Raw genomic sequence first — 24,212 nt, 5'->3', positions numbered from 1 at the left:
ACACTTTGGTTATGCGATGCTAACTTCAGCCAAAGTTAGCTTAGCCATACATAAGCCTTGCAAGGGAGATGGCGGGGGGCCGGCGTCCAGAACTGGGCAGATGGCCGCTTCCGCGGACACAGTTCATGGACATTGGAAGTGACACGCTCGCGGCTCCGCCCGGGACGGCCCGCGTCGATCAGGACGTGGTCAGCCGGTTCGCCACGTGCTGCCGCGCGCTGGGGTTGTCCGTACACGACCGCCGCCGGCCGGCAGATCTGAGCGCGGCCCGGTCGGGGTTCGCCGCGCTGACCCGCATCGCCAACGATCAGTGCGACGCCTGGACGGGCCTGGCCGCGGCCGGCGACGTCTCACCCCAGGTGATCGAGGCCATCTGGCAGACGTCGGCCGCCACCGCCGGCCGGCTCCAGCGCGAGATCGACCTGGCTCCCGAGGCGCTCGGGTTCCAGTACGACAGCGGGTTGTACCTGCAGTTCCGCGCGACCGACCGCGACGATTTCGCGCTGGCCTACGCGGTGCGCCTCTCCGACGCCTCCCGCTACGAGGAAGCCGACGAACTCGTGGACTCCCTCCTGCAGCGGCGCCGGGGATGGTTCGAGGCCCGCTGGGTTCGGGTGGCCGTCTACCACCGCACGGGGCGCTGGTCCGATGTCGTCCGGATGCTGACCCCCCTGGTCACCGACCAGACCCTCGACGAGACCTGCGCGCATGCCGCCCGCATCACGCTGGGCATCGCGCTCGCCCGGCTCGGCATGTTCGCCCCGGCGCTCTCGCATCTGGAACGGCCCGACGGCCCGGTCGCGGTCGCCACCGTCGACGGTGGTCTGGCCAAGGCGCTGTCCCTGCGCGCGCAGGGGGAGGACGACGAGGCCCAGCAGCTGCTGCAGGAGCTCTACGCCGCGAACCCCGACCACGCGCAGATCGAAGAAGCGTTGCTGGACACCAGCTTCGGGATCCCGACCACGACGGCCGCGCGCATCGAGGCGCGCAGCAACCCGTGGGATCCGGAGACCGAGCCGGGCGAAGCCGACTTCGTCGACCCCGGCGCCAAGGATCGCAAGGCCCACCTCCTCGTCGAAGCGGAGGCCGAACTCGCCGAGTTCATCGGCCTCGAAGAGGTCAAGTACCAGGTCGCGAGACTGAAAAGCTCTGTGGCGATGGCCATTCGGCGTCAGGAGCGCGGTCTGGCCGTCGCCCAGCGCACCAACCACCTGGTCTTCGCCGGCCCGCCCGGAACGGGTAAGACCACCATCGCCCGCGTGGTCGCCAAGATCTACTGCGGGCTGGGGCTGCTGAAGAAGGAGACGGTGCGCGAGGTGCACCGGGCCGACCTGATCGGCCAGCACATCGGCGAGACCGAGGCCAAGACGAACGCCATCATCGACAGCGCACTGGACGGTGTGCTGTTCCTCGACGAGGCGTACGCGCTGGTGTCCACCGGCGCCAAGAACGATTTCGGGCTGGTCGCGATCGACACGCTGCTCGCCCGGATGGAGAACGACCGCGACCGCCTGGTCGTGATCGTCGCGGGCTACCGCAAGGACCTCGACACGTTCCTCGACACCAACGAGGGTCTGCGGTCCCGGTTCACCCGCAGCATCGACTTCCCGTCGTACTCACCGAAGGAGCTCGTCGAAATCGCCACGCGCATGGCCGAGAAGCGCGATTCGCACTTCGAAGACGCAGCCCGTTCCGACATGGAGCGACTGTTCGCCCACCTCGCGGCGTCCTCCAGTCCCGACGGCAACGGGGTGGACCGCCGCAGCCTCGACATCGCCGGTAACGGCCGTTTCGTGCGCAACCTCGTCGAACGGTCCGAGGAGGAACGGGAGTACCGGCTCGATCACACACCGCGCCCGGTCGGTTCGAACGACGAAGCCGACGACTTCACCGACGACGAGCTCATGACCATCACCGCCACCGACGTCGGCAATTCCGCGGGCCCGCTGCTGCGTGGCCTCGGTCTGTCCGTGCCGCAGCGACTGCCGGAACAGCAGTGAGCACCCCGGACGGGGAGCGGCGGTCGTTCACCTCGCGTACCCCCACCAACGAGAATCCCGAGCAGGTCACCTACCGGCGTGGCTTCGTGACGCGCCACCAGGTCACCGGCTGGCGGTTCGTCATGCGCCGCATCGCCTCCGGCGTGGCGCTGCACGACACCAGGATGCTCGTCGATCCGCTGCGCACCCAGTCGCGCTCCGTGCTCGTCGGCGCGCTGATCCTCGTGACCGGCGTCATCGGCTGCTTCCTGTTCTCGCTGATCCGGCCGTCCGGGGACGCGGGAACCGATGCGGTCCTGGCCGACCGGGACACCGCGGCGCTCTACGTGCGGCTCGGAGACCAGCTCCATCCGGTGCTGAATCTGACGTCCGCGCGATTGATCACCGGCCGGGCGGACAACCCGGCCATGGTCAAGAGCAGCGAGCTCGACCAGTTCCCCCGCGGTAATCTGCTCGGCATTCCCGGCGCCCCGGAACGCATGGTGGCCAACACGACTCGCGACGCGTACTGGACGGTGTGCGACGCCGCCGCAGGCGACGTCACCGGCGTCACCGTGATCGCGGGCAGGCCCGACGAGAGCGGCGAACGGGCGGCCACGCTCGCCTCGGGCCAGGCCGTCCTGGCCGAGAACGGCGGCCGGACGTGGCTGCTGTGGGACGGAAAGCGCAGCCCCGTCGACCTCGCCGACCGCGCGGTCACCTCGGGCCTCGGGATCGGCGTGGACGCCGCTGCGCCGCAACCGATCGCCGTCGGCCTGTTCAACGCGATCCCGGAAGCGCCCGCGCTGACGAGCCCGGCCGTCCCGAACGCCGGCCTGCCCTCGAACATCGGCCTGCCCGAACCGTTCCCGGTGGGCGCGGTCGTGGTGGCATTCGACACCGACGGCTCGGCCGACAGCATGCGGCACTACGTGGTGCTGACCGACGGACTGCAACCGGTCTCCCCGGTGGTGGCGGCGATCCTGCGCAACACCAACTCGTGGGGCCTCGCCGCGCCTCCGCGCCTGGACGCCGATGTCGTGGCGCGCATCCCCGAGGCGCGCGCCGTGAACACCGAGGCCTACCCGCGCGAGCGCGTCACCCTCGTCGACACCGCAGCCGACCCCGTCCTCTGCGCGGCGTGGTCGAAACCCGAGGGCGCACAGACCAGTTCGCTGACGTTGCTGTCGGGCGCCGCACTCCCGGTCCCGGACGGGCTGCGCACCGTGGGGCTGGTGAGCTCCGGCGCCCCGGACGGGCCGGCGAACCAGGTAGCCCTGCCCCCGGGCAGCGGGTACTTCGTCGAGAGTTCGGGATCGCTGTTCTGGGTGAGCGACACCGGAGTGCGCTACGGCATCGACAACGCCGCTGCCACCGGTTCGGATTCGGACACCGTGTCGGCGCTCGGCCTCACCTCCGCACCGCTGCCCGTCCCGTGGTCGGTGCTGTCCCAATTCGCCGAGGGGCCCACGCTGTCGCGTGACGACGCGCTGCTGGCCCACGACACCCTGGCGCCCAATGCCGCGCCGGCCCGAGTGGAGACCCCATGAGCAGGTTGATCTTCGAGCACCGCAAGCGGGTGCCGGCCCCGGTGGTGCGCAAGGGCGCCATCGCCATCGAACCGCCCCCCGAACTGCCCCGCGTCGTACCGCCCTCGCTGCTGCGACGCGCGCTGCCGTACCTGATCGTCATCCTCATCGTCGGGATGATCGTGGCGCTCGTCGCGACGGGGCTGCGGCTGATCTCGCCGACCACGCTGTTCTTCCCGTTCGTGCTGCTGCTCGCCGCGACCGCCCTCTACCGCGGCACCGACAACAAGATGCGTACCGAGGAGGTCGACGCCGAGCGCGCCGACTACCTGCGCTACCTGTCGGTGGTTCGGGACAACGTCCGCGCCCACGCCGATGAACAGCGTGCGGCGCTGGAGTGGTCGCATCCGGAACCCGCTGCGCTGGCCCGTATCCCGGGAACCCGTAGGCAGTGGGAACGCGACCCGCACGACAGCGACTTCCTGATCCTGCGCGCCGGCTTGCACGACCAGGCCCTGGCCGCCACCCTGCGGGTCAAGGACACCGCGAACGAGATCGACCTGGAGCCCGTGTCGCACAGCACCTTGCGTGGCCTCCTCGACACACAGCGCACGCTGCACGCCGCGCCCACCGGGATCGACCTGGCCCGCGTCGCGCGCATCGCGGTGACCGGCACCGGCTCCGAGGTCACCGGCGCCCTGCGCGCATGGATCGCCCAGGCCATGACCTGGCACGACCCGTCGGTACTCGGAATCGCCTACGCCGGAACCGGAGTGGAGTCCAACTCCTGGTCGTGGCTCAAGTGGCTGCCTCACGTCGACATCCCGGGCCGGGTCGACGGCGTCGGCCCGGCGCGCTACCTGGCCGCCGACGCCGCGGACCTGCGCCGCCTGCTCGCGCCGGCGCTGGCCGAGCGCGGTGCCTTCACCGGTGACGGGTCGGCCACCACCAAACATCTGCTCATCGTTCTCGACGACCCCGATGCCGACCCCGCCGACTTCGTCGGCCGCGGCCTGGCCGGCGTCACGGTGATCCACCGCGCCACCACCGAACCGGATCGCGAGCAGTACCCGGATCCGGAACGTCCCGTCCTGCGGGTCGCCGACGGCCGGATCACGCGCTGGCAGAACGGAACCTGGGCCGGCTACGTCGATCGGGCCGACAGCCTCGGCTCCGACGACGCGCGCCACATCGCCCGGCGGTTGTCCCGGTGGGACTCCAACCCCGGCCACGGCCGCTCCGCGACGACCAGCGGCGCGACCTTCACCACGCTGCTGGGCATCCCGGACGCGTCGGCCCTCGACGTCGCCGCGCTGTGGGCGCCACGCAACCGCGACGACGAGCTGCGCGTCCCGATCGGGGTCACCTCCACCGGTGAGCCGCTGATCTTCGACCTCAAGGACGAAGCCGAAGGCGGAATGGGCCCGCACGGGTTGATGATCGGCATGACGGGCTCGGGCAAGTCGCAGACCCTGATGTCGATCCTGCTGTCGCTGCTGACCACGCATTCCGCCGAACGCCTCATCGTGATCTACGCCGACTTCAAGGGCGAGGCAGGCGCCGACATCTTCCGCAACTTCCCGCAGGTCGTCGCCGTCATCTCGAACATGGCCGAGAAGCGTTCGCTGGCAGATCGTTTCGCCGACACACTGCGCGGCGAGGTCGCCCGCCGCGAGCAGCTCCTCAAGGACACCGGACGGCGGGTGCAGGGCAGCGCCTTCAACTCGGTCACCGAATACGAGAACGCGATCGCCGAAGGGCACGACCTGCCGCCCATCCCGACCCTGCTCGTGGTCGCCGACGAGTTCACCCTGATGCTCGCCGACCACCCCGAGTACGCCGAGTTGTTCGACTACGTCGCGCGTAAGGGCCGGTCGTTCCGGATCCACCTGCTGTTCGCCTCGCAGACGCTCGACGTCGGACGCATCAAGGACATCGACAAGAACACGTCCTACCGCGTCGGCCTCAAGGTCGCGAGCCCGAGCGTGTCCCGGCAGATCATCGGTGTCGAAGACGCCTACCACATCGAATCGGGCCGGGAGCACAAGGGAGTTGGCTTTCTGGTGCCCGCCCCCGGGGCATTGCCCGTCAAGTTCCGCAGCACCTACGTCGACGGGATCTACGAGCCGCCGCGCGTCGATCGCTCGGTCGTCGTGCACGCGGTCCCGAAGCCGCAGCTGTTCAGCGCCGGATGGGTCGATCCGGAACCCGACACCGTCATCGTCGACGACGGCGCCGACGTCGAGGTCCTCCCGCCGCGCAAGCTGATCGCCACGATCGGCGACCAGCTCGCCCAGTACGGGCCGCGCGCGCCCCGGCTGTGGCTGCCGCCCCTGGAGGAGGCGCTCCCGCTGCGCGACGTGCTCGCCCGGTCCGGCGTCGCATCCCGGCAGTGGCGCTGGCCGCTCGGCGAGATCGACCGCCCCTTCGACATGCGCCGCGATCCACTGGTCTTCGACGCGACCTCGGCGGCGGCCAACATGGTCATCCACGGCGGCCCGAAGTCCGGGAAGTCCACCGCGCTGCAGACATTCGTGCTGTCCGCAGCCGAACTGCACGCCCCCGGCGACGTATCGTTCTACTGCCTGGACTACGGCGGCGGTCAGCTGCGTGTCCTGGACGGGCTGGCACACGTCGGCAGCGTGGCGTCCCCGCTGGAGCCCGAACGTATCAGGCGCACGTTCGGTGAACTCGAGCAGTTGCTGCGCGCTCGGCAGCGCCAGGGCGCGGCGATCGCCAACGGCGAGTACCGGGACGGCTACGGCGAGGTCTTCCTGCTGATCGACAACCTGTACGCGTTCAGCAGGGACAACACCGACACCTTCAACACGCGTAACCCGTTGCTGGCCAAGGTGACCGAGTTGGTCAACACCGGGCTGTCGTACGGCATCCACGTCGTCATCACCACCCCGAACTGGCTCGAGGTGCCGCTGGCGATGCGCGACGGGCTCGGCCTGCGGCTCGAACTGCGTCTGCACGACGCGCACGACAGCAATGTGCGGGTCGTGGGTGCGCTGCGCAAGCCCGCCGAGAGCGTGCCGGCAGATCAGCCCGGGCGCGGGCTCACCATGGCCGCCGAACACTTCCTGTTCGCGCGGCCGGCCACCGAATCCATCGCCGCGCTCAACGCCCGCCACCCGGGTCAGAGCGCGCCCCCGGTGCGGTTGCTGCCGACGAGCCTCGCGCCCAGTGCGCTGGGCACCCTCTACCCGGCGCCGGAACGGGTGGTCATCGGGCAGCGCGAAGAGGACCTCGCGTCGGTCGCGGTCGACTTCGCCGACAACCCGTTGATGGTGGTCTTCGGCGACACCAAGACGGGCAAGACGACGCTGCTGCGCCACCTGATCCGCACGATCCGGGAGAACTCCCGACCCGATCAGGTCGCGTTCACGGTGATCGACCGGCGCCTGCAACTCGTCGACGAGCCGATCTTCCCGGACAACGAGTACACCCCCAACATCGACCGCGTCCTGCCGGCGATGCTCGGGCTGTCCGCGCTGCTCGAAAAGCGGCGTCCCCCAGCCGGATTGACCCCGCAGGAGCTGAGCGGGTGGACCTACCGCAACGGCGCCGACGGTACGGGCGACCACCTGCACTACCTGATCGTCGACGACGTCGACCAGATTCCCGACGGCCCCGCGGTCAGTGGACCGTTCGCCGGTCAGCGGCCGTGGACGTCCCTGATCGGGCTGCTCGCCCAGGCCCCCGAGCTGGGCCTGCGCGTGATCGTCACCGCCAGGGCCGCCGGGTCGGCGCACGCGGTGATGACGGCGCCACTGCTGCGGCGACTCAACGATCTGCAGGCCACCACCCTGCTGCTGTCGGGCAACCCGCAGGACAGCGGCAAGATCCGCGGGCACCGCTTCCACAGACTGCCCGTGGGCCGCGCCATGCTGCTCGACGACTCGGACACCCCCACCTTCGTGCAGCTCGTCAATCCCCTCGCCGAGAGTGCGGTCGCGCACACCGGATACAGCGGAAAGGAATACAGCTGATGACCCTGCGAGTAGTTCCGGAAGGCCTGACCGCCGCGAGCGCGGCCGTGGAGGCACTCACCGCCCGGATGGCCGCCGCGCACGCCGCAGCGGCCCCCGTGGTGAGCGCCGTCCTGCCACCGGGCGCCGACGCGGTGTCGCTGCAGACCGCGGCGGGCTTCAGCGCCCACGGCGCACAGCATCAGGCAGTGGCCGCCCAGGGTGTCGAGGAGCTCGGCCGTTCGGGCCTCGGGGTGGGCGAATCCGCGGCCAGCTATGTCAGCGGGGATGCGCTGGCCGCCTCGACCTACCTGATCGCCCGCGGCTGACATGACATCCCCCGTCGCTTCGCTCGCCCCGGTGACAGCTCCCGTGTGGATGGCGCTGCCCCCCGAGGTCCACTCGGCGCTGCTCAGCAGCGGCCCCGGGCCGGGGTCACTGATGGCCGCGTCGGGCGCCTGGCAGTCGCTGAGCACCGAATATGCCTCTGCGGCAGCAGAGCTCACCAGCATCCTGGCCGGCGTGCAGTCCGGATCCTGGGAGGGACCGAGCTCCGAGCAGTACGTCGCGGCGCACACCCCCTACCTCACGTGGCTGGCCCAGCAGAGCGCGAACAGCGCGGCGGCGGCGGTGCAGCACGAAACGGCGGCGGCCGCGTACTCGTCGGCGCTGGCGATGATGCCCACCCTGCCCGAACTGGCGCTCAACCACACCACGCACGCGGTCCTGGTCGGGACGAACTTCCTCGGCATCAACACGATCCCGATCGCGCTGAACGAAGCCGACTACGTCCGGATGTGGATTCAGGCCGCCACCGCGATGGCGACGTATCAAGCGGTCTCGGGTGCCGCTCTCGCCGCGACACCGGCGTCCACCCCGGCCCCGTTCGTGCTGAAGCCGGGGGTGGGGGAGGCCGGCAGGGTCGCCGCCGACATGTCGGCGCTGGCCGCACAGCCTCTGGCCGCCGACGCCGGTGCGGCGCTGGATGTCTCGAACATCATCGCCGACATCATCCGGCTGTACGGGGAGCTCCTGCGGTTCCTGTTCGAGCCCATCATCAACTTCCTGCGCGACCCGATCGGCAACACGATCCAGCTGATCACCGACTTCCTGACCAATCCCGCGCAGGCCCTCATCGTGTGGGGCCCGTTCCTGGCTGCGGTTGCCTACCAGGCGATCTCGTGGGTCGGCGCATCCATCCTGTACCCGTCGCTGCTGCTCCTCCCGCTGCTGGCGACGACGCTGGCCATCGTGCTCGGCATCGGCCAGCACCTGCTCGGCCTGCTCAACGTGCCGCCGCTCGAATCGCCTGCCGAGGAGCCCGCGGCCCCGGAGCAGGCCGCGACCGCACGGCCCGACCAGCAGAACCCCCCGATCACCATGAGCGCTCCGCCCGCGCCCAGCGGGGCGCCGATCTCGGCGAACACCGTCTCCGCCGGATCGGCCCCCGCCCCCGGGAGCGCGGCCGCGGCCGCAGCCCCGTTCGTGCCGTATGTGATCGCCGGACGGGACCCCGGTGAAGGCTTCTCACCGACGGTGCGTGACACCACGAGTGCGAAGGCGCCGGCGGCGTCGATTCCGGCGGCGGCGTCGGGGGTTGCGGCCTCCGCCGCCGAACGCCGCAAGCGCCGCCGCAGGCAGAAGGACGAGATCAAGGGACGCGGTTACGCCGACGCGTTCATGGACTACGACGACGAGCCGGGCCCGGGATTGTCGTCGCCGCCCGAGCCGCGCGTCGCGGCGTCCGGGCGCGGCGCCGGGCCGATGGGATTCTCCGGCACCGTCGCCAAGGACGCCGAGGAAGCGGGCGGCCTGACCACGCTGGCCGGCGACTCGTTCGGCGGTGGCCCCAAGGCTCCGATGCTGCCCGGGTCGTGGGACCCGGACGCCACAGATGATCAGCACGACCACCACCAAGGAAAGGAAAACCCATGAGCCTCCTGGATGCTCACATTCCGCAGATGGTCGCCTCCGAGGCGACGTTCGGCGCGAAGGCAGGACTGATGCGCAGCACCATCGCCCAGGCCGAGGGGGCCGCCCAGTCCGCGCAGGCCTTCCACATGGGGGAGTCGGCAGGGGCGTTCCAGGCGGCACACGCCCGCTTCGTCGAGGTGTCGGCGAAGATCAACGCGCTTCTCGACATGGCCCAGGCCAACGTCGGTGATTCCGCGGGCGCATACGTCGCCGAAGACGCCGCAGCCGCCGCCAACTACCCCGTCGTCTGACCCGACGCACCCGAGCACACGGAGGAATCCTGATGTCGCAGATCATGTTCAACTACCCCGCCATGCTCAACCACGCCGGCGAGATGTCGAGCTACGCGGGCGCACTGCAGGCCATCGGCGCGGACATCGCGGCCGAGCAGGCCGCGCTCAAGAGCGCCTGGCAGGGTGACACCGGCATGACCTACCAGGCGTGGCAGGCGCAGTGGAACACCAGCATGGAGGAACTCGTGCGGGCCTACCGCGCGATGGCGAGCACCCACGAGATGAACACGACGTCGATGGCCGCGCGCGACCAGGCCGAAGGCGCCAAGTGGGGCTGATGAATTCCCGTGCACGCTAATGCCGTCGAGCTGAGCGCCGAGGCGGCCTGGTTCCTCGCCGACATCCTGGGAGCGGGATCGTATCCGTGGGTGCTGGCGATCACGCCGCCCTACGGCGATCTCTCGCAGCGGGAAACGTTCGACAGGGAGCAGGCCGAGCGGCTGAGCCGCATGGGCGTCCTGACCGCCGACCGGGTCGTCGATCCGTCAGTGGCGCAATGGATCCGCCGCGCGTGCAGGCCGACGCAGTGGCTGGAGCTGAGGTTCGTCGGTAGCCGCGGCGCCGTCCTGCGCGGCATCGTCGCGCGGGATGCGTCGGGCACCGTGGTGGCCCTGCGCAACGGCGGTCTCGTGACCTTCACCGCGCTGGAGCTCGACCACCCTCAGGCGCTCGTCCCGGTGCTCACAGCCGGACTGTCCGGAAAGGCGCCCGCGCGTTTCGAGGAGTTCTCGCTGCCCTCCCGCGTCGGCGCCAGGGCCGACGAACAGATCCGCAACGGCGCAGGTGTTCACGACCTGCTCGACTATCTCGGCATCCCGCCGAGTGCGCGCCCTGTGGTGGTGGCCGCGTTCGAGGGAACCCGGACCTACGTCGAGATCGTGGCCGGGCAGCACCGCGACGGGCACCGGGTCAGCACCGACGTCGGGGTCAGCATCGTCGATACGACCTGCGGCCGCGTGCTGGTGAGCCCCACGAAAGCTCGTGACGGCGAGTGGATCTCCACCTTCGCGCCGGGCGCCCCGCTGGCGGTCGCCGCGGCGGTCGAGCGCCTGACCGCGGCCCTGCCCGACGGCCCGTGGTTCCCCGACCACGCCGTCACCAGAAACTTCGATCCACCCACGGCTGAGAGAAAAGAAGACAGATGCCAGAGTCCGCTGTAAGTCCGAACACGGTGATGCCCATCGTCCGTGTCGCCGTACTGACCGCCCCGGTCGGTGACGACGACACCGATCAGGGCGCCCGGCTCACCGAGGTGGCGCTGCCCGCGCAGCTTCCGTTGCGCGAGATCATCCCCGCCGTCCAGCGCATCGTGGCGCCGTCGGACGACACAGTCGGTGCGGCCGAGCTCCTGAGCCTCGCGCCCATCGGCGGTGCCCCGTTCAGCCTCGACGCCACGTTGAACACGGTCGGGGTGGTCGACGGCGATCTGCTGGCGCTGCAGCCCGTTCCGGCCGGCCCGCCCGCTCCCCGCATCGTCGAGGACATCGCCGACGCCGCGATGATCTTCTCCCGCGCTCGCGAAAAGCCTTGGGGAACCACTCAGATCAAGCAGGGTGCCACGCTGGCCGTGATCGGGCTGATCCTGGTCGCCACCGCGCTGGCCGTTGCGCACCGGATGGTCGCCGACTCGGTGATCGGACTGTTCGCCGTGAGCGGTGTCGCCATCGCCGCCGTGCTGGGCGCGCTGGTGGCCCGCAGCGGCTCCCCGCGCCTGGCGACAGCCCTGGCCGCTGCGGCGCTGCCCTCGGTCGCCGCAGCGTTCGCGTTGGCTGTTCCGGGGGACTTCGGTTCCTCGAGTGTGGTTCTCGGAGCGGCGGGAGTCGCGGCATGGTCGATCATCAGCATCACCGTCGGAGAGCGCGCGATCGCGCTGTTCACCGCGTCGGCCGCGACGGCCGTCGGGGTGCTGCTGGCCGCTGCCGCTGCCACGCTGTGGACACTGCCCCTGGTCAGCATCGGCTGCGCCCTGATCCTGATCGCACTGCTGATCACCGTGCAGGCGGCCCAGCTGTCGGCGATGTGCGCGCGTCTGCCCGTCCCGGTCATCCCCGCACCGGGTGACCCGGCCCCGTCGGCGCCGCCGCTGCGCGTCCTGGAAGACCTGCCCCGGCGCATCCGCGCCGGCGATTCGCATCAGACCGGGTTCATCGCTGCCGGCGTGCTGCTGGCCGTCACAGGATCGGTCGTGCTCCTGTGGCCGGCTGTCACCGGGGACGGTTCCGTCTCGCCGTGGGTCTGGTACCTGGTGGCCGCGACCGGGCTGGCCGCGGCGCTGCGGGCCCGGGTCTGGGACTCGGCGGCGTGCAAGGCCTGGCTGCTGGGTCACTCCTACCTCGTCACCGCGGTGCTGCTGGGGCTGTTCGCGGTGTCCGGCCGGTACGGCGCAGCCTGGGTGGCACTCGGGGTGCTGGCGGTCCTGGTGGCGGCGTGGGCACTGGTCGCCCTGAATCCGTCGGTGGGCCGGCCCGAGACCTACTCCCTGCCGATGCGGCGCCTGCTGGGTTTCGTCGCCACCGGCCTGGACGCGTCGGTGATCCCGGTGATGGCATACCTGGTCGGTCTGTTCGCCTGGGTCCTGAACGGGTTCTGACACATGAGCTCTTCCGAACCGGTGGTGAGCCGGTGATGCGGCGCGCGGCGTCGGTGTTGGCGGTCGCCGCCGGCGTGGTCGCGATCGGCGGCCCCGCTGCCGGTGCGGTCACCCCGCCCGAGGTCGACCCCGCGGCCACCCCGCCCGGTGGGTCCGCGGGTCCTCTGCAGCCGATGACCCAGCGCAACCCGTGCGTCACGAGCGGGGTCATCCCCGGCACCGATCCCGGCGCCCCCGGCCCGAATCAGGTGTTGCTGGGCCTGCCCGAGGCCTGGACCCACAGCAGGGGCGAAGGTCAGCTGGTGGCGGTCATCGACACCGGCGTCACGCCCGGGCCCCGTCTGCCCGACGTCGAGGCCGGGGGCGACTTCGTCGAATCGGGTGACGGGCTGACCGACTGCGACGGCCACGGCACTCTCGTCGCCGGTCTCATCGCCGGGCAACCGGGCCCGGACGGGTTCTCCGGCGTGGCGCCCGCGTCGAGGATCCTGTCGATCCGTCAGACCTCGCCGCGCTATGCACCCCGTGACCCGGGGGAGGACCCGGCGCTGACCCGCGCGACCATCGACACCTCGACGCTGGCGCGCGCGGTCGTGCGCGCCGCCGACCTGGGTGCCCGCGTGATCAACGTCGCGACCCCGATCTGCATCCCCGCGGGCATGGCCGTCGACCAGAACGCGCTGGGGGCCGCGCTGCGCTACGCCGCGGTCGAGAAGGACGCGGTGATCGTGGCCGCCGCCGGGGACACCGGCGGTGCGGGCGGGTGCGGCGAGAACCCGCTGTCCGACCCGGCGCTGCCCACGGACCCGCGCAACTGGTCCGGCGTTGCGGCACTGTCCATCCCGGCGTGGTGGGAACAGTACGTGCTCTCTGTCGGATCGCTCGCACCCGGCGGGCAACCGTCGGTGTTCTCGATGGCCGGCCCGTGGGTCGGCATCGCCGCGCCCGGCGAAGGCGTCGCGTCGGTGAGCAACGACCCCTCGGGCGGCCTGGCCAACGGCGTGCTCAACAGCCGGCAGGAACTGAACCCCATCTCGGGCACCGCGTATGCGAGCGCCTACGTCTCCGGCGTTGCGGCGCTGGTGCGCAGCAGGTTTCCGGAGTTGACGGCCCGGCAGGTGGTCGATCGTCTGACCGGGACGGCCCACTCGGCGGCGCGGTCGCCGTCGAACCTGGTGGGCGCCGGCGGCGTTGATCCCGTTGCCGCACTGACCTGGAACGTGCCGGCCCCGGCCGGCGACGAGCCCGCTGCGGTCAGGCAGGTCGCCGCTCCGCCCGCTCCTGAACCGACCGACCCGCTCCCGCGCATCGTCGCCTTCACCGGGGTCGGTGTGCTCGCGCTCGCGGTGCTCGCCGCCGTCGTGCTGAGGGCGAAACGAAAGGACTCTCCGTCATGATCGTCCGGCTCACCCTGGCCGCCCTGTTCGTCATCCCGGCGGCGATGGCCTACCCGTGGCAGACCACCCAGGACCGCTGGCTGCTCGGTGTGGCCGTCGCGGTCGTGGTCATCCTGTTCGCCTGGTGGCGTGGTCTTTTCGTGACGACGATGATCGCCCGCAGGGTCGCGATGATGACCAGGCGCGGCCGCAGCGGAGATGCCCGCACCGACGAGTACGCCACCGTCGCGCTGCGTGTCGAGCCGGCCGGCGCCGCGGAGATGCCCCTGGATCTCCTGGCCGGCTATCTCGACCGCTACGGCATCAGCTTCGACAAGGTGCGGGTGCTGAGTCGGCAGTCCGGCCCGGAGCGCACCACATGGGTGACGCTGACCCTGGGCGCGGCCGACAACATCGCGGCGCTGTCGGCACGTTCGTCGCAGATCCCGTTGCAGGACACCGCGGAACTGTCGGCGCGGCGGCTGGCGGACAACCTGCGCGAGACCGGGTGGGACGTCTCGGTGGACGACGCGCCGGCCGGACCGGTCGCGGACGGGTCGAAGGAGACGTGGCGCGGGGTGACCGACGGGAACGGCTATGTGGCCGCCTACCGGATCGCCGTCACCGATCGATTTGCCGACACCCTGCAGGCGGTACGCGAATCCGGGGCCGACGAGATCTGGACCGCCGTCGAATTGACCGGCAGCAGAACGCAACCCGAGGTGGCGGCAGCGTGCGCGCTGCGCACCTCGGACCGGCCCGCGGCCGGCTCCCCGCTTCCGGGGCTCACCCCCGAGCGCGGCCTGCACGGGGCCGCACTGTCGGCGCTGCATCCGGCCTCGGACCGTCGCCTCCCGGCACCGGGGGTCCGCGCCTCGCGGGACCTGCTCGCGCAGGTGCGCTGGCCTGCGGGGGTCTCGCTCAGTCGAACATGAACGACGCCATGAACTTGGTCATGCGTCGCAGGTAGTCCGGCTGGCTGACATGCAGGATGTGGTTGCCGGGGAACCAGTGGAAAGCGCACCGGTCCCAGTGCTCCCACAGCATTTCGGCCTGCTCGGGCGGTGCCAGCCGGTCACCGAGACCGGCGATGATCAGCCGCCGATCCTTGGCAGGCAGCGGGCGGTAGTTCAGCGGGGAGGAGTACATGGTGGCCGCGTCGACCAGTTCGGAGTCCGTGCCGGCGATCCGATCACGCAGGGCGACAACCTTGTTGGCCGGGAACCATTCGTCGACGGTGCGGTCCGGTGTGACGACCGGGACGTTCGGGATGACGGCCTGGATGCGGTCGTCGATGCTAGCGATCAGCGCGGAGGTGTAGCCGCCCAGCGACATCCCGGTCAACGCGACGCGGTCCACACCGGTGAACTCCAGGTAGTCGAGCAGCGAGCGGAAGTCGTGCACGGCCTGTGCCATCGCCTCGGCGAAACCAGCCATGCCGTGGGCGAAGTAGCCGTGGCCGCTGAACGGCGAGTACTTCTCGGCGCGACGGCCGTGGAACGGCAGCGTGTAGAGCATCACGTCGTAGCCGCAGCGGTAGAACCAGGGCAGCGAGAAGAACAATCCGTTGAACAGGTACGCCGATCCCATGAATCCGTGGATCAGGCACAGCGTGGGTCGCGGGCCGTCGTCGTGGCGCCAGTGCTGGGCGTGCACCACGTTGTTGCGGACGAAGCCCGCGCACTGATCGCGCAGATCCGGATTGACGGCCCGGAAGCTGCTCTCGAACCGGATATTGCGCACATTGCCGTGCGCGACCCATTCGGCGACGGGGTTGGCCGGCCGCGAGGACACCCGCGGAGGTCCCTGCGGGGCGGGGAACGCCACCTCGGGGTCCTGGGCGGCGGCCAGCTCGGCGTAGAACGCCAGGTGCTTTCGCTCCTCGGCGGCCTGGGACTTACGCAGCGCGCCGGCCAGGGACGGCACCATCGTGGCGCTCAGCAGCGAGGCGATCGAGGTCCGCAGCGCGATGTCGGCCATCGCGGACGAGTCGACGATGAGTCGCTGGCGCAGCGTCAGGTCGACACGGCGCGGCAGTCCGCGTGCCGAGGCGTCGGCGCCGGGCACGTCGGGAACCGGGATCGGCGGTGCCAACTCGTCGATGTCGCCGGGCACACTGTCGGGATCCACGCCTCGGATGCTAGCGCGGCCGGCCGGGCCAGACTCCGTCCCGCAGCAGTCGAAGGCCGTTGAGTCCGACCAGAATGGTCGAGCCCTCGTGGCCCGCGACCCCCAGTGGTAGCGGTAGATGCCCGACGAGATCCCACGCCACCAGCACGACGATGAAGGATGAGGCGATCATCAGGTTCGCGATGACCACGCGGCGGGCCCGTCGCGCGAGTGCGACCACGGCGGGCAGGGCGGACAGATCGTCACGGGTGATCACGGCATCGGCGGTGTCGAGCGTCAGATCGGAACCCGTTCGGCCCATGGCGACCGACACGTGGGCGGTCGCCATCGCGGGGGCGTCGTTGACACCGTCGCCGACCAGCATCACCCGTGCCCCGTCGGCCTCCAGCGTCCGCACCACGGCGGCCTTGTCCTCGGGAAGCAGGCCCGCGCGCACGTCGTCGAGGCGCAGTTCGGCAGCCAGCCGTGCCGCCGCGCGGGGATTGTCGCCGGTCAACAGCAGCGGCACGGATCCGGTGAGCTCCGCCAGGTCTGACACCGCCTGTGCGGCAGCGGTTCTCGTACGGTCGTCCAGCCCCAGGACGCCGACCGTCCGGCCGTCGACGCGCACGGTGACCGCGGTACGGCCGTCGCGCTCGATGTCGTCGACGATGCGGCGGGCGTCGTCGTCGTGCACACCCAGCGCCGCGGGCTTACCGACGTCCACGCGTTCCCCGAGGATCTCGGCGCTGACGCCCCGGCCCGGCACGGAGGTGAAGTCGTTCGCGGCCGGCAACGCCACCCCCGCCCGGCGCGCGGCGGCGACGATGGCCCGCGCCAGCGGGTGCTCCGACGGGTTCTCCGCGGCGGCAGCCAGGGCGAGGAGCTCCGTTTCGGAGGTCCCGGCGAGCGGCCGGAGGGTTGTGAGCCGGGGCTCGCCTTCGGTCAGGGTGCCTGTCTTGTCGAGAGCCACGGTGTCGACGGTGGCGAGCTTTTCGAGCACGACCGCGGATTTGACGAGCACCCCGTGCCGGCCGGCGTTGGCGATCGCGGCCAGCAGTGGCGGCATGGTCGAGAGCACCAGCGCGCACGGCGAGGCCACGATCATGAACGTCATCGCCCGCAGCAGCGACGATTGCACGCTGTCGCCGAGGAGCAGTGGGACGACGAAGAGCGCGACGGTAGCGATGACCATGCCGACGGAGTAACGCTGTTCGACCTGCTCGATGAACAGTTGCGTGCGCGCCTTGCTCTCCCCGGCCTCGGTCACCATCGCCGCGATGCGGGCGACGACCGTGTCGTTCGCCGGACGGGTGATCCGGACCCGCAGGGTTCCGGTGCCGTTGACGGTGCCGGCGAAGACCTCGTCGCCGGTGCCCTTGTCCACCGGCAGGGGCTCTCCCGTGATCGTCGCCTGATCGACCTCGCTGGCGCCGTCGACCACCACGCCGTCGCCGCCGATCCGTTCACCCGGGCGGACGAGCACGGTGTCGCCGATGTCGAGGACGGCACTGTCGACCACCTCTTCGGAGCCCGCGGCCGTCAGCCGCGTCGTGGTCGGGGGCGCGAGGTCGAACAGGCCACGCACCGAATCCTCGGTCCGCTTCGTCGCGACGGCTTCCAGGGCCCCGGACGTGGCGAAGATGACGATGAGCAGGGCGCCGTCGAAGATCTGACCGATCGCGGCCGCCCCGATCGCCGCAGCGACCATCAGCAGATCGACGTCCAATGTCCTGTTGCTGAGCGCTCTCACGCCGGCCAGGGCGGGCTCCCACCCGCCGCTGAGGTAGCAGGTCAGATACAGCGTCCAGTACATCCACGCGGGCATCCCCGCCAGCTGGACGAGTCCGCCGGCGGCGAAGAAGCCCACCGCGATGAGCGCCCAGCGGACCTCGGGCAGGGTCCACGCGCTGGTCGCGGCCGGCGGGGGCGGGGAGATCTCGGCCGGCAGGACCTGGGTGGTGCACGACATGCCGCAACCCTATCTGCTTGTTCATGCATATTCGCATGCACCTGATCAGCACGACAACTGATCAGCCGATATCGCGAGTATGCTGACCGCGTGCACACGTCGATCTCGAACTTCGCGATGCCCAGCGAGGAACAGGTGGGCCGTGCTGCCGAGGCGTTCCGGATGCTCAGCGACCCGACCCGGATCAAGGTGCTGTGGGCGCTGCTGCAGGGGGAGACGTCGGTGGCGTGCCTGGCCGAACTCGCCGAGGTCGCCCCGGCGGTCGTGAGCCAGCATCTGGCGAAGCTCCGGCTGGCCGGCCTCGTGAAGGGGCGCCGGGAAGGCACCTTCGTCTACTACTCGCCCGCCGACGACGATGTTCTGCGCGTCCTGAGCCAGGCACTGTTCGGGACGGCCGACCCCGCCGAGCAGGCGACGAAGACCCGCTGACGCCGCCGCGGTGCCACACTGACGGCATGTGGAACCCGGAAGTCTACCTGACCTACGCCGACCACCGCGGCAGGCCCTATTACGACCTGCTGTCGCGCGTGGACGCCCGTGCGCCTCGGCGGATCGTCGATCTCGGTTGCGGGCCCGGCAATCTCACCGAGACACTGACTGTCCGGTGGCCCGACGCCGCGGTCGAGGCGTGGGACTCGTCGTCCGAAATGGTGTCCGCGGCGCGAGAACGCGGCGTCGACGCACACGTCGGGGATGTCCGGGAGTGGACACCGCAGCCCGACACCGACGTGCTGGTCAGCAACGCCACGCTGCACTGGGTGCCCGAGCATGCCGACCTGCTGGTGCGCTGGGCCGGTCAGCTGGCCGCGGGGTCGTGGATCGCGTTCCAGGTGCCCGGCAACTTCGAGGCGCCCTCGCATCAGTCGGTCCGCGAGCTCGTGCACAGCCCGCAGTGGTCGACACTGTTACGCGACTTTCCCTTCGAGAGAACCGATGTCGTTCGCACCGCGGCCGGGTACGCGGAATTGCTCACCGACGCCGGATGCGCCGTCGACGCGTGGGAAACCACCTATGTGCACGAACTCACCGGTGGATACCCCGTCCTGGAGTGGATCCACGGCACCGCGCTGCGGCCGGTGCGGGCCGCACTCGACGACGAACAGTGGCAGCGTTTCTGCGCGGAGCTGATCCCGATGCTGGACGCCGCCTACCCCCGCCGCGAGGATGGCCTCACGTTCTTCCCGTTCCGGCGGATCTTCGTTGTGGCGCAGGTGAAGTGAGTCAGCGCCGCTCGTTCAGCAGAGCGATGACCTGAGCGACGAGCTCCTCGATGTCCGCGCCGGTGGTGTCGAGGATCAGATCGGGATTCTCCGGGGGCTCGTAAGGTGCGTCGACACCGGTCAGCCCCTTCAGCTCGCCGGCACGTGCCCTCGCATACAGGCCCTTGGGATCACGCTTCTCGCATTCCTCCCTCGGTGTGGCGACATACACCTCGATGAACGGCAATGTGGCGGCATCGTTGAGCGCCCGGGCGATCTCGCGATCGGACTTCAGCGGTGACACCAGCGAGGCCAGCGCGACGACACCGGCATCGGCGAACAGACGCGTGAGATGTCCGACACGACGGATGTTCTCGGCGCGGTCCCCTGCGGAGAACCCGAGGTCGTCGGACAGGCCGTGACGAATGTTGTCACCGTCGAGCAGGTAGGCGACCTGACCGGAATCGACCAGCGCCCGCTCGACCGCGACGGCGACCGTGGACTTGCCCGATGCGGGCAAGCCGGTGAACCAGATCGTCGCGCCCTTCTGTCCCGTCGCCGACCGGCGGTACTCACGCTCCAGGGCCGAGGGGTGCCAACGGATGTCGTTGCGGGTCTGCTCACCCGGTACGACCTCGCGGGGTTCGATGACCGTCCCCGCGCCGACGGTGTCGTTCGACGACTCGTCGATCAGAATGAACGCACCACTGTCACGGTTCTCCGCGTACGGGTCGGCCACCACGATCGAGCTGGTGCGCAGTGTCACCGAGCCGATGTCGTTGAGTACCAGTTCCACCGGGTTGTCGAGCTCGTCGAGGGTCTCCGGGTCGAGCCGCGAGTGCAGCGCCTGCACCGTTGCCCGCACGGTACGGGTCCCCTGCTTGAGCGCCAGACGGTCGCCGGCCCGCAACGGGGCGTCGCGAAACCAGCAGACCGTCGCGTCCAGTTCGCGCGCGAGCACCGGCAGCGACGCGTCCTCGGCACCGCTGACGAAGACGTCGCCGCGGCCCACGTCGATGTCGTCGGCCAGTTCGATCGAGACCGACAAGGGCGCAACCGCTGTCGTCCGGTCGTCGTCGAGGGTGTCGACCGCGGTGACCGTCGACGTGGTTCCCGAAGGGAGGCTCACGACGGTGTCTCCCACGCTCAGGGTTCCGCCGGCGAGACGACCGGTGTAGCGGCGACGCTGGTGCGCGCCCGGGCGGGAGACCCACTGCACAGGCAGCCGGAGGCTGCGCGGTTGTGCTTGCGGCGCAGCGAGTTCGACTGATTCCAGATACTCCAGCAGCGGCGGACCCTGGTACCAGGGCGTGTTCCGGGAGCGGTGCACGACGTTGTCGCCGAGCTTGGCCGCGACCGGGATCACCGTGATGTCGGCATCGCCGAGGCGCGCCGCGACCTGCTGCAACTGCGCCTCGACCTCGGTGAACCGGCCTTCGTCGAAATCCACCAGGTCGATCTTGTTGACGGCGGCGACGAAGTGTTTGATGCCGAGCAGTTTCGCGATCCGGGCGTGCCGATTGGTCTGGCGCAGGACACCTGCGCGCGCGTCGACGAGCAGGACCGCCACATGCGCGTTCGAGGCGCCGGTGAACATGTTGCGCGTGTAGCGCTCGTGGCCGGGTGTGTCGGTCAGGATGTAGCTGCGGGTCTGCGTCGAGAAGAACCGGTAGGCCACATCGATGGTGATGCCCTGCTCGCGCTCGGCGCGCAACCCGTCTGAGAGCGCCGCGAGATCGGCGACCCCCTCCTCGTCGGTGACCGCTTCGAGGTGGTCCAGCGGGAGGCTGTCGGTGTCGTGCAGCAGCCGCCCGATCAGCGTGCTCTTCCCGTCATCGACCGACCCGGCGGTGGTGATCCGCAACAGTTGACGCGTCGTGGCGCTCATCAGGATCTCCGCTTCTTCGCGCAAGCGCTCATCAGGGTCTCCGCTTCTTCGCGCAAGCGCTCATCAGGGTCTCCGCTTCTTCGCGCAAGCGCTCATCAGAAATAGCCCTCGCGCTTCCTGTCCTCCATCGCCGCCACCGACGTCCTGTCGTCGGCCCTGGTCTCACCGCGCTCGGAGACGGTCGCCGCCGAGATCTCTGCGATGACCCCGTCGATGGTCGTGGCCATGGACCGCACCGCGCCGGTGATCGTCAGATCCCCTACGGTGCGGTACCGCACCCACTCCACCGCGGAAGCCTCGCCGTCCCGCGGCCGCGCGTACTCCGAGACGGCCAGCAGGATGCCGTCGCGCTCGAAAACCTCACGCTCATGGGCGAAGTAGATCGACGGCAGCTCGAGGTTCTCCAACTGGATGTAGCGCCAGATGTCCAGTTCGGTCCAGTTGCTCAGCGGAAAGACCCGCACCTGCTCACCCCGGCGGATACGGCCGTTGTACAGCGACCACGGCTCCGGCCGCTGCGCACGCGGATCCCACTGCCCGAACTCGTCGCGGAAGCTCAGGATCCGCTCCTTGGCGCGGGCTCGCTCTTCGTCGCGGCGGGCGCCGCCGAACGCCGCGTCGAACCGGCCGGCCTCGAGTGCGTCGAGCAATGTGCGCGTCTGCTGTCGATTCCGCGAGGCGCCGGGCCCGGGGTCGGCCACGCGGCCCTGATCGATCGTCGCCTGGACGGAGGCCACGATCAGCTTGTGTCCCTCCCAGGTGACGCGTCGGTCCCGGAAGTCGATGACCTCGGGGAAGTTGTGGCCGGTGTCGACGTGCAGGACGGGAAAGGGGAGCGGGCTGGGCCGAAAAGCCTTCTCGGCCAACCGCAGGAGAACGATCGAGTCCTTGCCCGCGGAGAACAGGAGCACGGGCCGTTCGAGTTCGGCGACGACCTCCCTGATGATGTGCACCGCCTCTGCTTCGAGCAGGCGGAGTTCGTCGACATGGACGACGTCGAAGCTACCGGCGGTCATGTGGGCAGCCCCTGCTTCTCCGCGTCGGCGCGGTAACGGTCGACCCATTCGTCGGAACGCTGATCGGCCTGCCGCTCCAGCACCGGCTCGGGCGCAAGCTTCGGATCCAGTCCGAGGCGTTCCAGCACCGACCCCACCACGTCGGTGAGGTTGCGCCACAGCACCGGATACGGCACGTCCATGGGCTCGACGTCCTCCTCGGCGAACCACGTCCGCCAGCCCTCCTCCTGCGCCCGCAGCATCGTCACCACATGGGCGATCGCGCCGGCGTGATACTCGGCACGCGCATCGCGGACGGGGTCGGGTCGGCCGCGCCAGACCCGGGTCTGAACGGCGCGCCAGAAGGAAACCGCCTGCGACACAACGTCCGGACGGTAGACGTGGATCAGCACCGGGTCACTGCCGATGACGTCGCGGATCGCCGAGAGCAGGCCCGTGCCTGACCGGTCTGGCAGACCGGCCGCACGCTGGAGCAGCAGGGGGGTCTGATTCCACATCAGCTTGCCGCCCCAGACGCCGTTCGGAGTGCGCCCCACGGTGCGGATGTAGTCGCGCCAGATCTCGGGCGGCGCCAGATCGGGCTTTCCCTCGTCGAGCGGGTCCAGCAGGCGCAGGATCGATTCGTCACCGACACCCTCGAACCATTGCCGCGGCTGGGGTGACTGGCTGGTCGTCGGCAGGTACTGGAAGAACTCGCCCGGCTCGCCCGCCACGCCGGTCGCCCGCAACGATTCGACCAGCAACGTGCTGCCGCTGCGCTGCGACGCGAGCACCAGGTAGGCCGTCGGGCTGGCTGACATGGTCGTGAGCTTAACCCCGAAACCCGGAGGCGGCAGCACCGGGATTTGTGATCAGCGTGAGCGAAACTATTGCCGTGGACCGTGGTCTTCTGCGATACCTCGATCAGTGGCTTTGGCTGAGCGACTTGGCAACTCGATGTTCTGGACGCGGCGGTAGGTCTCGGTGTAGCGCTCCGCGATCCTGGTGCCTGCGAACTCGGAGGGGATCACGTCGCTGGTCTTCTGCCGCCAGTCGTCGAGCAGCAGGGCGAGCTCACTCCCGATCGCTTCGGCGCTCTCCGTCGGTGCGGAACCCAGCAAATTGTGCGACTCCGCCGGGTCGGCGGCCAGGTCGTAGAGTTCGCGTTCGGGGCGTGGGTCCTGCGCCAACGGCTGCACGACCCGGCCCGGTGCGCTGTCGGCGATGTCCCACGGTAGGTCGAGCAGCGGGCGTGCCGCGTAGTTCTCGATGTAGCTGTATTCCTTGGTCCGGACGGCGCGGATCGGGTCGAAGGAATCGTGGTAGGTCTTCATCGTGTACACCTCGGAGCGGACGGTGTCCGCATCCGCGCCGGAGGTCAATGATGTTGCGTGCGAAAGGCCTTCGACATCCGTGGGGATGTCGATACCGAGGAGGCCGAGCAGGGTGGGAAGGAGGTCGACGCCGCTGAAGAGTTCGTCGTAGACCTTGGGTGCCACGGTGTGGTCGCGGGGCGGCCGCATGATCAGCGCGATACCCGTGCCCGCGTCGTACAGCGTGGACTTGGCTCTCGGCAGCGCCGGACCATGGTCGGTCACGAACACCACCCAGGTCGTACGGTCGAGCCCCGTCTCCTCAAGAGTGTCCAGAAGCCGGCCGACGGCGGCGTCGGCCACGCTGATCGAGCCGTAGAAGTCCGCGAGGTCCTGGCGGATGTCGTCGGTGTCGGGCAGGTAGCCGGGCAGCGTGACGCCTGCCGGGTCCGCCGGTCGATAGCGATCGTGTGGGTACGGGCGGTGGGTTTCGAAGAACCCCGCGGTGAGCAGGAACGGTTCGCGGGGCTCGTCGGTCAGCCACCGGGTGGTCTGCTCGACGACGTACTCGCAGTACGAATTGGAGACGTCGAATTCGTCGAATCCGAGCCGAGCAGGATAGGAAGTCTCGTGCTGCATGCCGAACAACACTGAGTAGTAACCGTTTTCGGAAAGAATCTGCGGTAGCGTGCGTACCCCGGAGCGGTACTCCCAGCCGTGGTGGGCGAGTCCCACCAGACCGTTGCTCTGCGGGTAGCGCCCGGTGAACAGGGATCCGCGGGACGGAGAACACAGCGGCGCGGTGGCGTGCGCCGCCGTGAAGAGGAACCCCTCGCCGGCCAGTCGGTCCATGCGCGGGCTCGACACGTCGTCGTGTCCGTAGGCGCCGAGGTGGCGGCCGAGGTCATGCCAGTGCACGAGCAAGACGTTGTCCCGGTGCGGTGCGGTCACTGGTGTCCTTTCCCGTTCGGGACGCCCGCGCGACTGCCACGAGGCGAGTTATCCCCAAACCCGAATCTAT

At 69.9% G+C, this 24,212-nt stretch carries 19 protein-coding genes; 13 read left to right on the top strand and 6 right to left on the bottom strand.

Annotated elements, in window-relative coordinates:
* Positions 1–125: 125 nt before the first annotated feature.
* From eccA to eccE, 11 genes are read left to right on the top strand one after another with little or no spacing between them, the layout of a single operon-like run.
* On the top strand, positions 126–2,000 hold the full coding sequence (eccA, locus tag FHR72_RS00660; RefSeq protein ID WP_183465985.1) for a type VII secretion AAA-ATPase EccA: 1,875 nt from the start codon (positions 126–128) through the stop codon (positions 1,998–2,000).
* Positions 1,997–3,529, top strand: coding sequence for a type VII secretion protein EccB (gene eccB / locus FHR72_RS00655; protein WP_183465984.1), 1,533 nt, complete (start codon positions 1,997–1,999; stop codon positions 3,527–3,529). Before eccA ends, eccB begins: the two co-directional genes overlap by 4 nt.
* On the top strand, positions 3,526–7,503 hold the full coding sequence (gene eccCa / locus FHR72_RS00650; RefSeq protein ID WP_183465983.1) for a type VII secretion protein EccCa: 3,978 nt from the start codon (positions 3,526–3,528) through the stop codon (positions 7,501–7,503). The genes eccB and eccCa overlap by 4 nt, the downstream gene beginning before the upstream one ends.
* Positions 7,503–7,811, top strand: a complete 309-nt coding sequence (locus FHR72_RS00645; protein ID WP_183465982.1) for a PE family protein — start codon at positions 7,503–7,505, stop codon at positions 7,809–7,811. The genes eccCa and FHR72_RS00645 overlap by 1 nt, the downstream gene beginning before the upstream one ends.
* A gap of 31 nt (positions 7,812–7,842) precedes the next feature.
* Complete coding sequence (locus FHR72_RS00640) at positions 7,843–9,417, top strand: PPE family protein (RefSeq protein WP_183465981.1); 1,575 nt, start codon at positions 7,843–7,845, stop codon at positions 9,415–9,417.
* Complete coding sequence (locus tag FHR72_RS00635) at positions 9,414–9,707, top strand: type VII secretion protein EsxS (protein WP_183465980.1); 294 nt, start codon at positions 9,414–9,416, stop codon at positions 9,705–9,707. The genes FHR72_RS00640 and FHR72_RS00635 overlap by 4 nt, the downstream gene beginning before the upstream one ends.
* Before the next feature lie 32 nt (positions 9,708–9,739).
* Positions 9,740–10,027, top strand: coding sequence for a WXG100 family type VII secretion target (locus tag FHR72_RS00630; RefSeq protein WP_183465979.1), 288 nt, complete (start codon positions 9,740–9,742; stop codon positions 10,025–10,027).
* 9 nt (positions 10,028–10,036) lie between these two features.
* Complete coding sequence (locus tag FHR72_RS00625) at positions 10,037–10,909, top strand: ESX secretion-associated protein EspG (protein ID WP_183465978.1); 873 nt, start codon at positions 10,037–10,039, stop codon at positions 10,907–10,909.
* Complete coding sequence (eccD, locus tag FHR72_RS00620; protein ID WP_183465977.1) at positions 10,891–12,339, top strand: type VII secretion integral membrane protein EccD; 1,449 nt, start codon at positions 10,891–10,893, stop codon at positions 12,337–12,339. The genes FHR72_RS00625 and eccD overlap by 19 nt, the downstream gene beginning before the upstream one ends.
* 35 nt (positions 12,340–12,374) lie before the next feature.
* The gene (mycP, locus tag FHR72_RS00615; RefSeq protein ID WP_183466544.1) at positions 12,375–13,736 is read left to right on the top strand and encodes a type VII secretion-associated serine protease mycosin; all 1,362 of its coding nucleotides are present in this window, start codon (positions 12,375–12,377) and stop codon (positions 13,734–13,736) included.
* Entirely contained in the window at positions 13,733–14,650 is a 918-nt protein-coding gene (eccE, locus tag FHR72_RS00610; protein WP_183465976.1) for a type VII secretion protein EccE, read from the top strand. The genes mycP and eccE overlap by 4 nt, the downstream gene beginning before the upstream one ends.
* On the opposite strand, the gene FHR72_RS00605 is transcribed toward eccE, so the two are convergent.
* Together FHR72_RS00605 and FHR72_RS00600 are read right to left on the bottom strand one after the other, a co-directional pair.
* Positions 14,637–15,854 carry an alpha/beta hydrolase family protein gene (locus FHR72_RS00605; protein ID WP_183466543.1) on the bottom strand — a complete coding sequence of 406 codons (1,218 nt, stop codon included), beginning with the start codon at positions 15,852–15,854 and terminating at the stop codon, positions 14,637–14,639. The two genes, eccE and FHR72_RS00605, sit on opposite strands and share 14 nt — an antisense overlap.
* Position 15,855: 1 nt before the next feature.
* A complete protein-coding gene (locus FHR72_RS00600) occupies positions 15,856–17,796 on the bottom strand; it encodes a heavy metal translocating P-type ATPase (RefSeq protein ID WP_183465975.1) in 1,941 nt (646 codons plus the stop codon).
* A gap of 90 nt (positions 17,797–17,886) precedes the next feature.
* Here FHR72_RS00600 and FHR72_RS00595 point away from each other — a divergent pair, with 90 nt between their 5' ends.
* Positions 17,887–18,225 carry an ArsR/SmtB family transcription factor gene (locus FHR72_RS00595; protein WP_183465974.1) on the top strand — a complete coding sequence of 113 codons (339 nt, stop codon included), beginning with the start codon at positions 17,887–17,889 and terminating at the stop codon, positions 18,223–18,225.
* A 26-nt stretch (positions 18,226–18,251) separates the two neighbouring features.
* Complete coding sequence (locus tag FHR72_RS00590) at positions 18,252–19,016, top strand: trans-aconitate 2-methyltransferase (protein WP_183465973.1); 765 nt, start codon at positions 18,252–18,254, stop codon at positions 19,014–19,016.
* A gap of 1 nt (position 19,017) precedes the next feature.
* On the opposite strand, the gene cysC is transcribed toward FHR72_RS00590, so the two are convergent.
* From cysC to FHR72_RS00570, 4 genes are all read right to left on the bottom strand, one after another.
* Positions 19,018–20,889 carry a sulfate adenylyltransferase subunit CysN gene (gene cysC, locus FHR72_RS00585; protein WP_396888386.1) on the bottom strand — a complete coding sequence of 624 codons (1,872 nt, stop codon included), beginning with the start codon at positions 20,887–20,889 and terminating at the stop codon, positions 19,018–19,020.
* A gap of 89 nt (positions 20,890–20,978) precedes the next feature.
* Positions 20,979–21,899 carry a sulfate adenylyltransferase subunit CysD gene (cysD, locus tag FHR72_RS00580; protein WP_183465971.1) on the bottom strand — a complete coding sequence of 307 codons (921 nt, stop codon included), beginning with the start codon at positions 21,897–21,899 and terminating at the stop codon, positions 20,979–20,981.
* Positions 21,896–22,699 carry a trehalose 2-sulfotransferase gene (stf0, locus tag FHR72_RS00575; protein WP_183465970.1) on the bottom strand — a complete coding sequence of 268 codons (804 nt, stop codon included), beginning with the start codon at positions 22,697–22,699 and terminating at the stop codon, positions 21,896–21,898. The genes cysD and stf0 overlap by 4 nt, the downstream gene beginning before the upstream one ends.
* A gap of 66 nt (positions 22,700–22,765) precedes the next feature.
* Complete coding sequence (locus tag FHR72_RS00570; protein WP_183465969.1) at positions 22,766–24,142, bottom strand: sulfatase family protein; 1,377 nt, start codon at positions 24,140–24,142, stop codon at positions 22,766–22,768.
* Positions 24,143–24,212 lie beyond the last annotated feature (70 nt).

Source organism: Mycolicibacterium iranicum, assembly GCF_014190915.1.
Taxonomy (GTDB): domain Bacteria; phylum Actinomycetota; class Actinomycetes; order Mycobacteriales; family Mycobacteriaceae; genus Mycobacterium; species Mycobacterium iranicum_B.
Note: the sequence above shows the minus strand (reverse complement) of the source record. Positions and strands in the feature narration are given on the sequence as shown.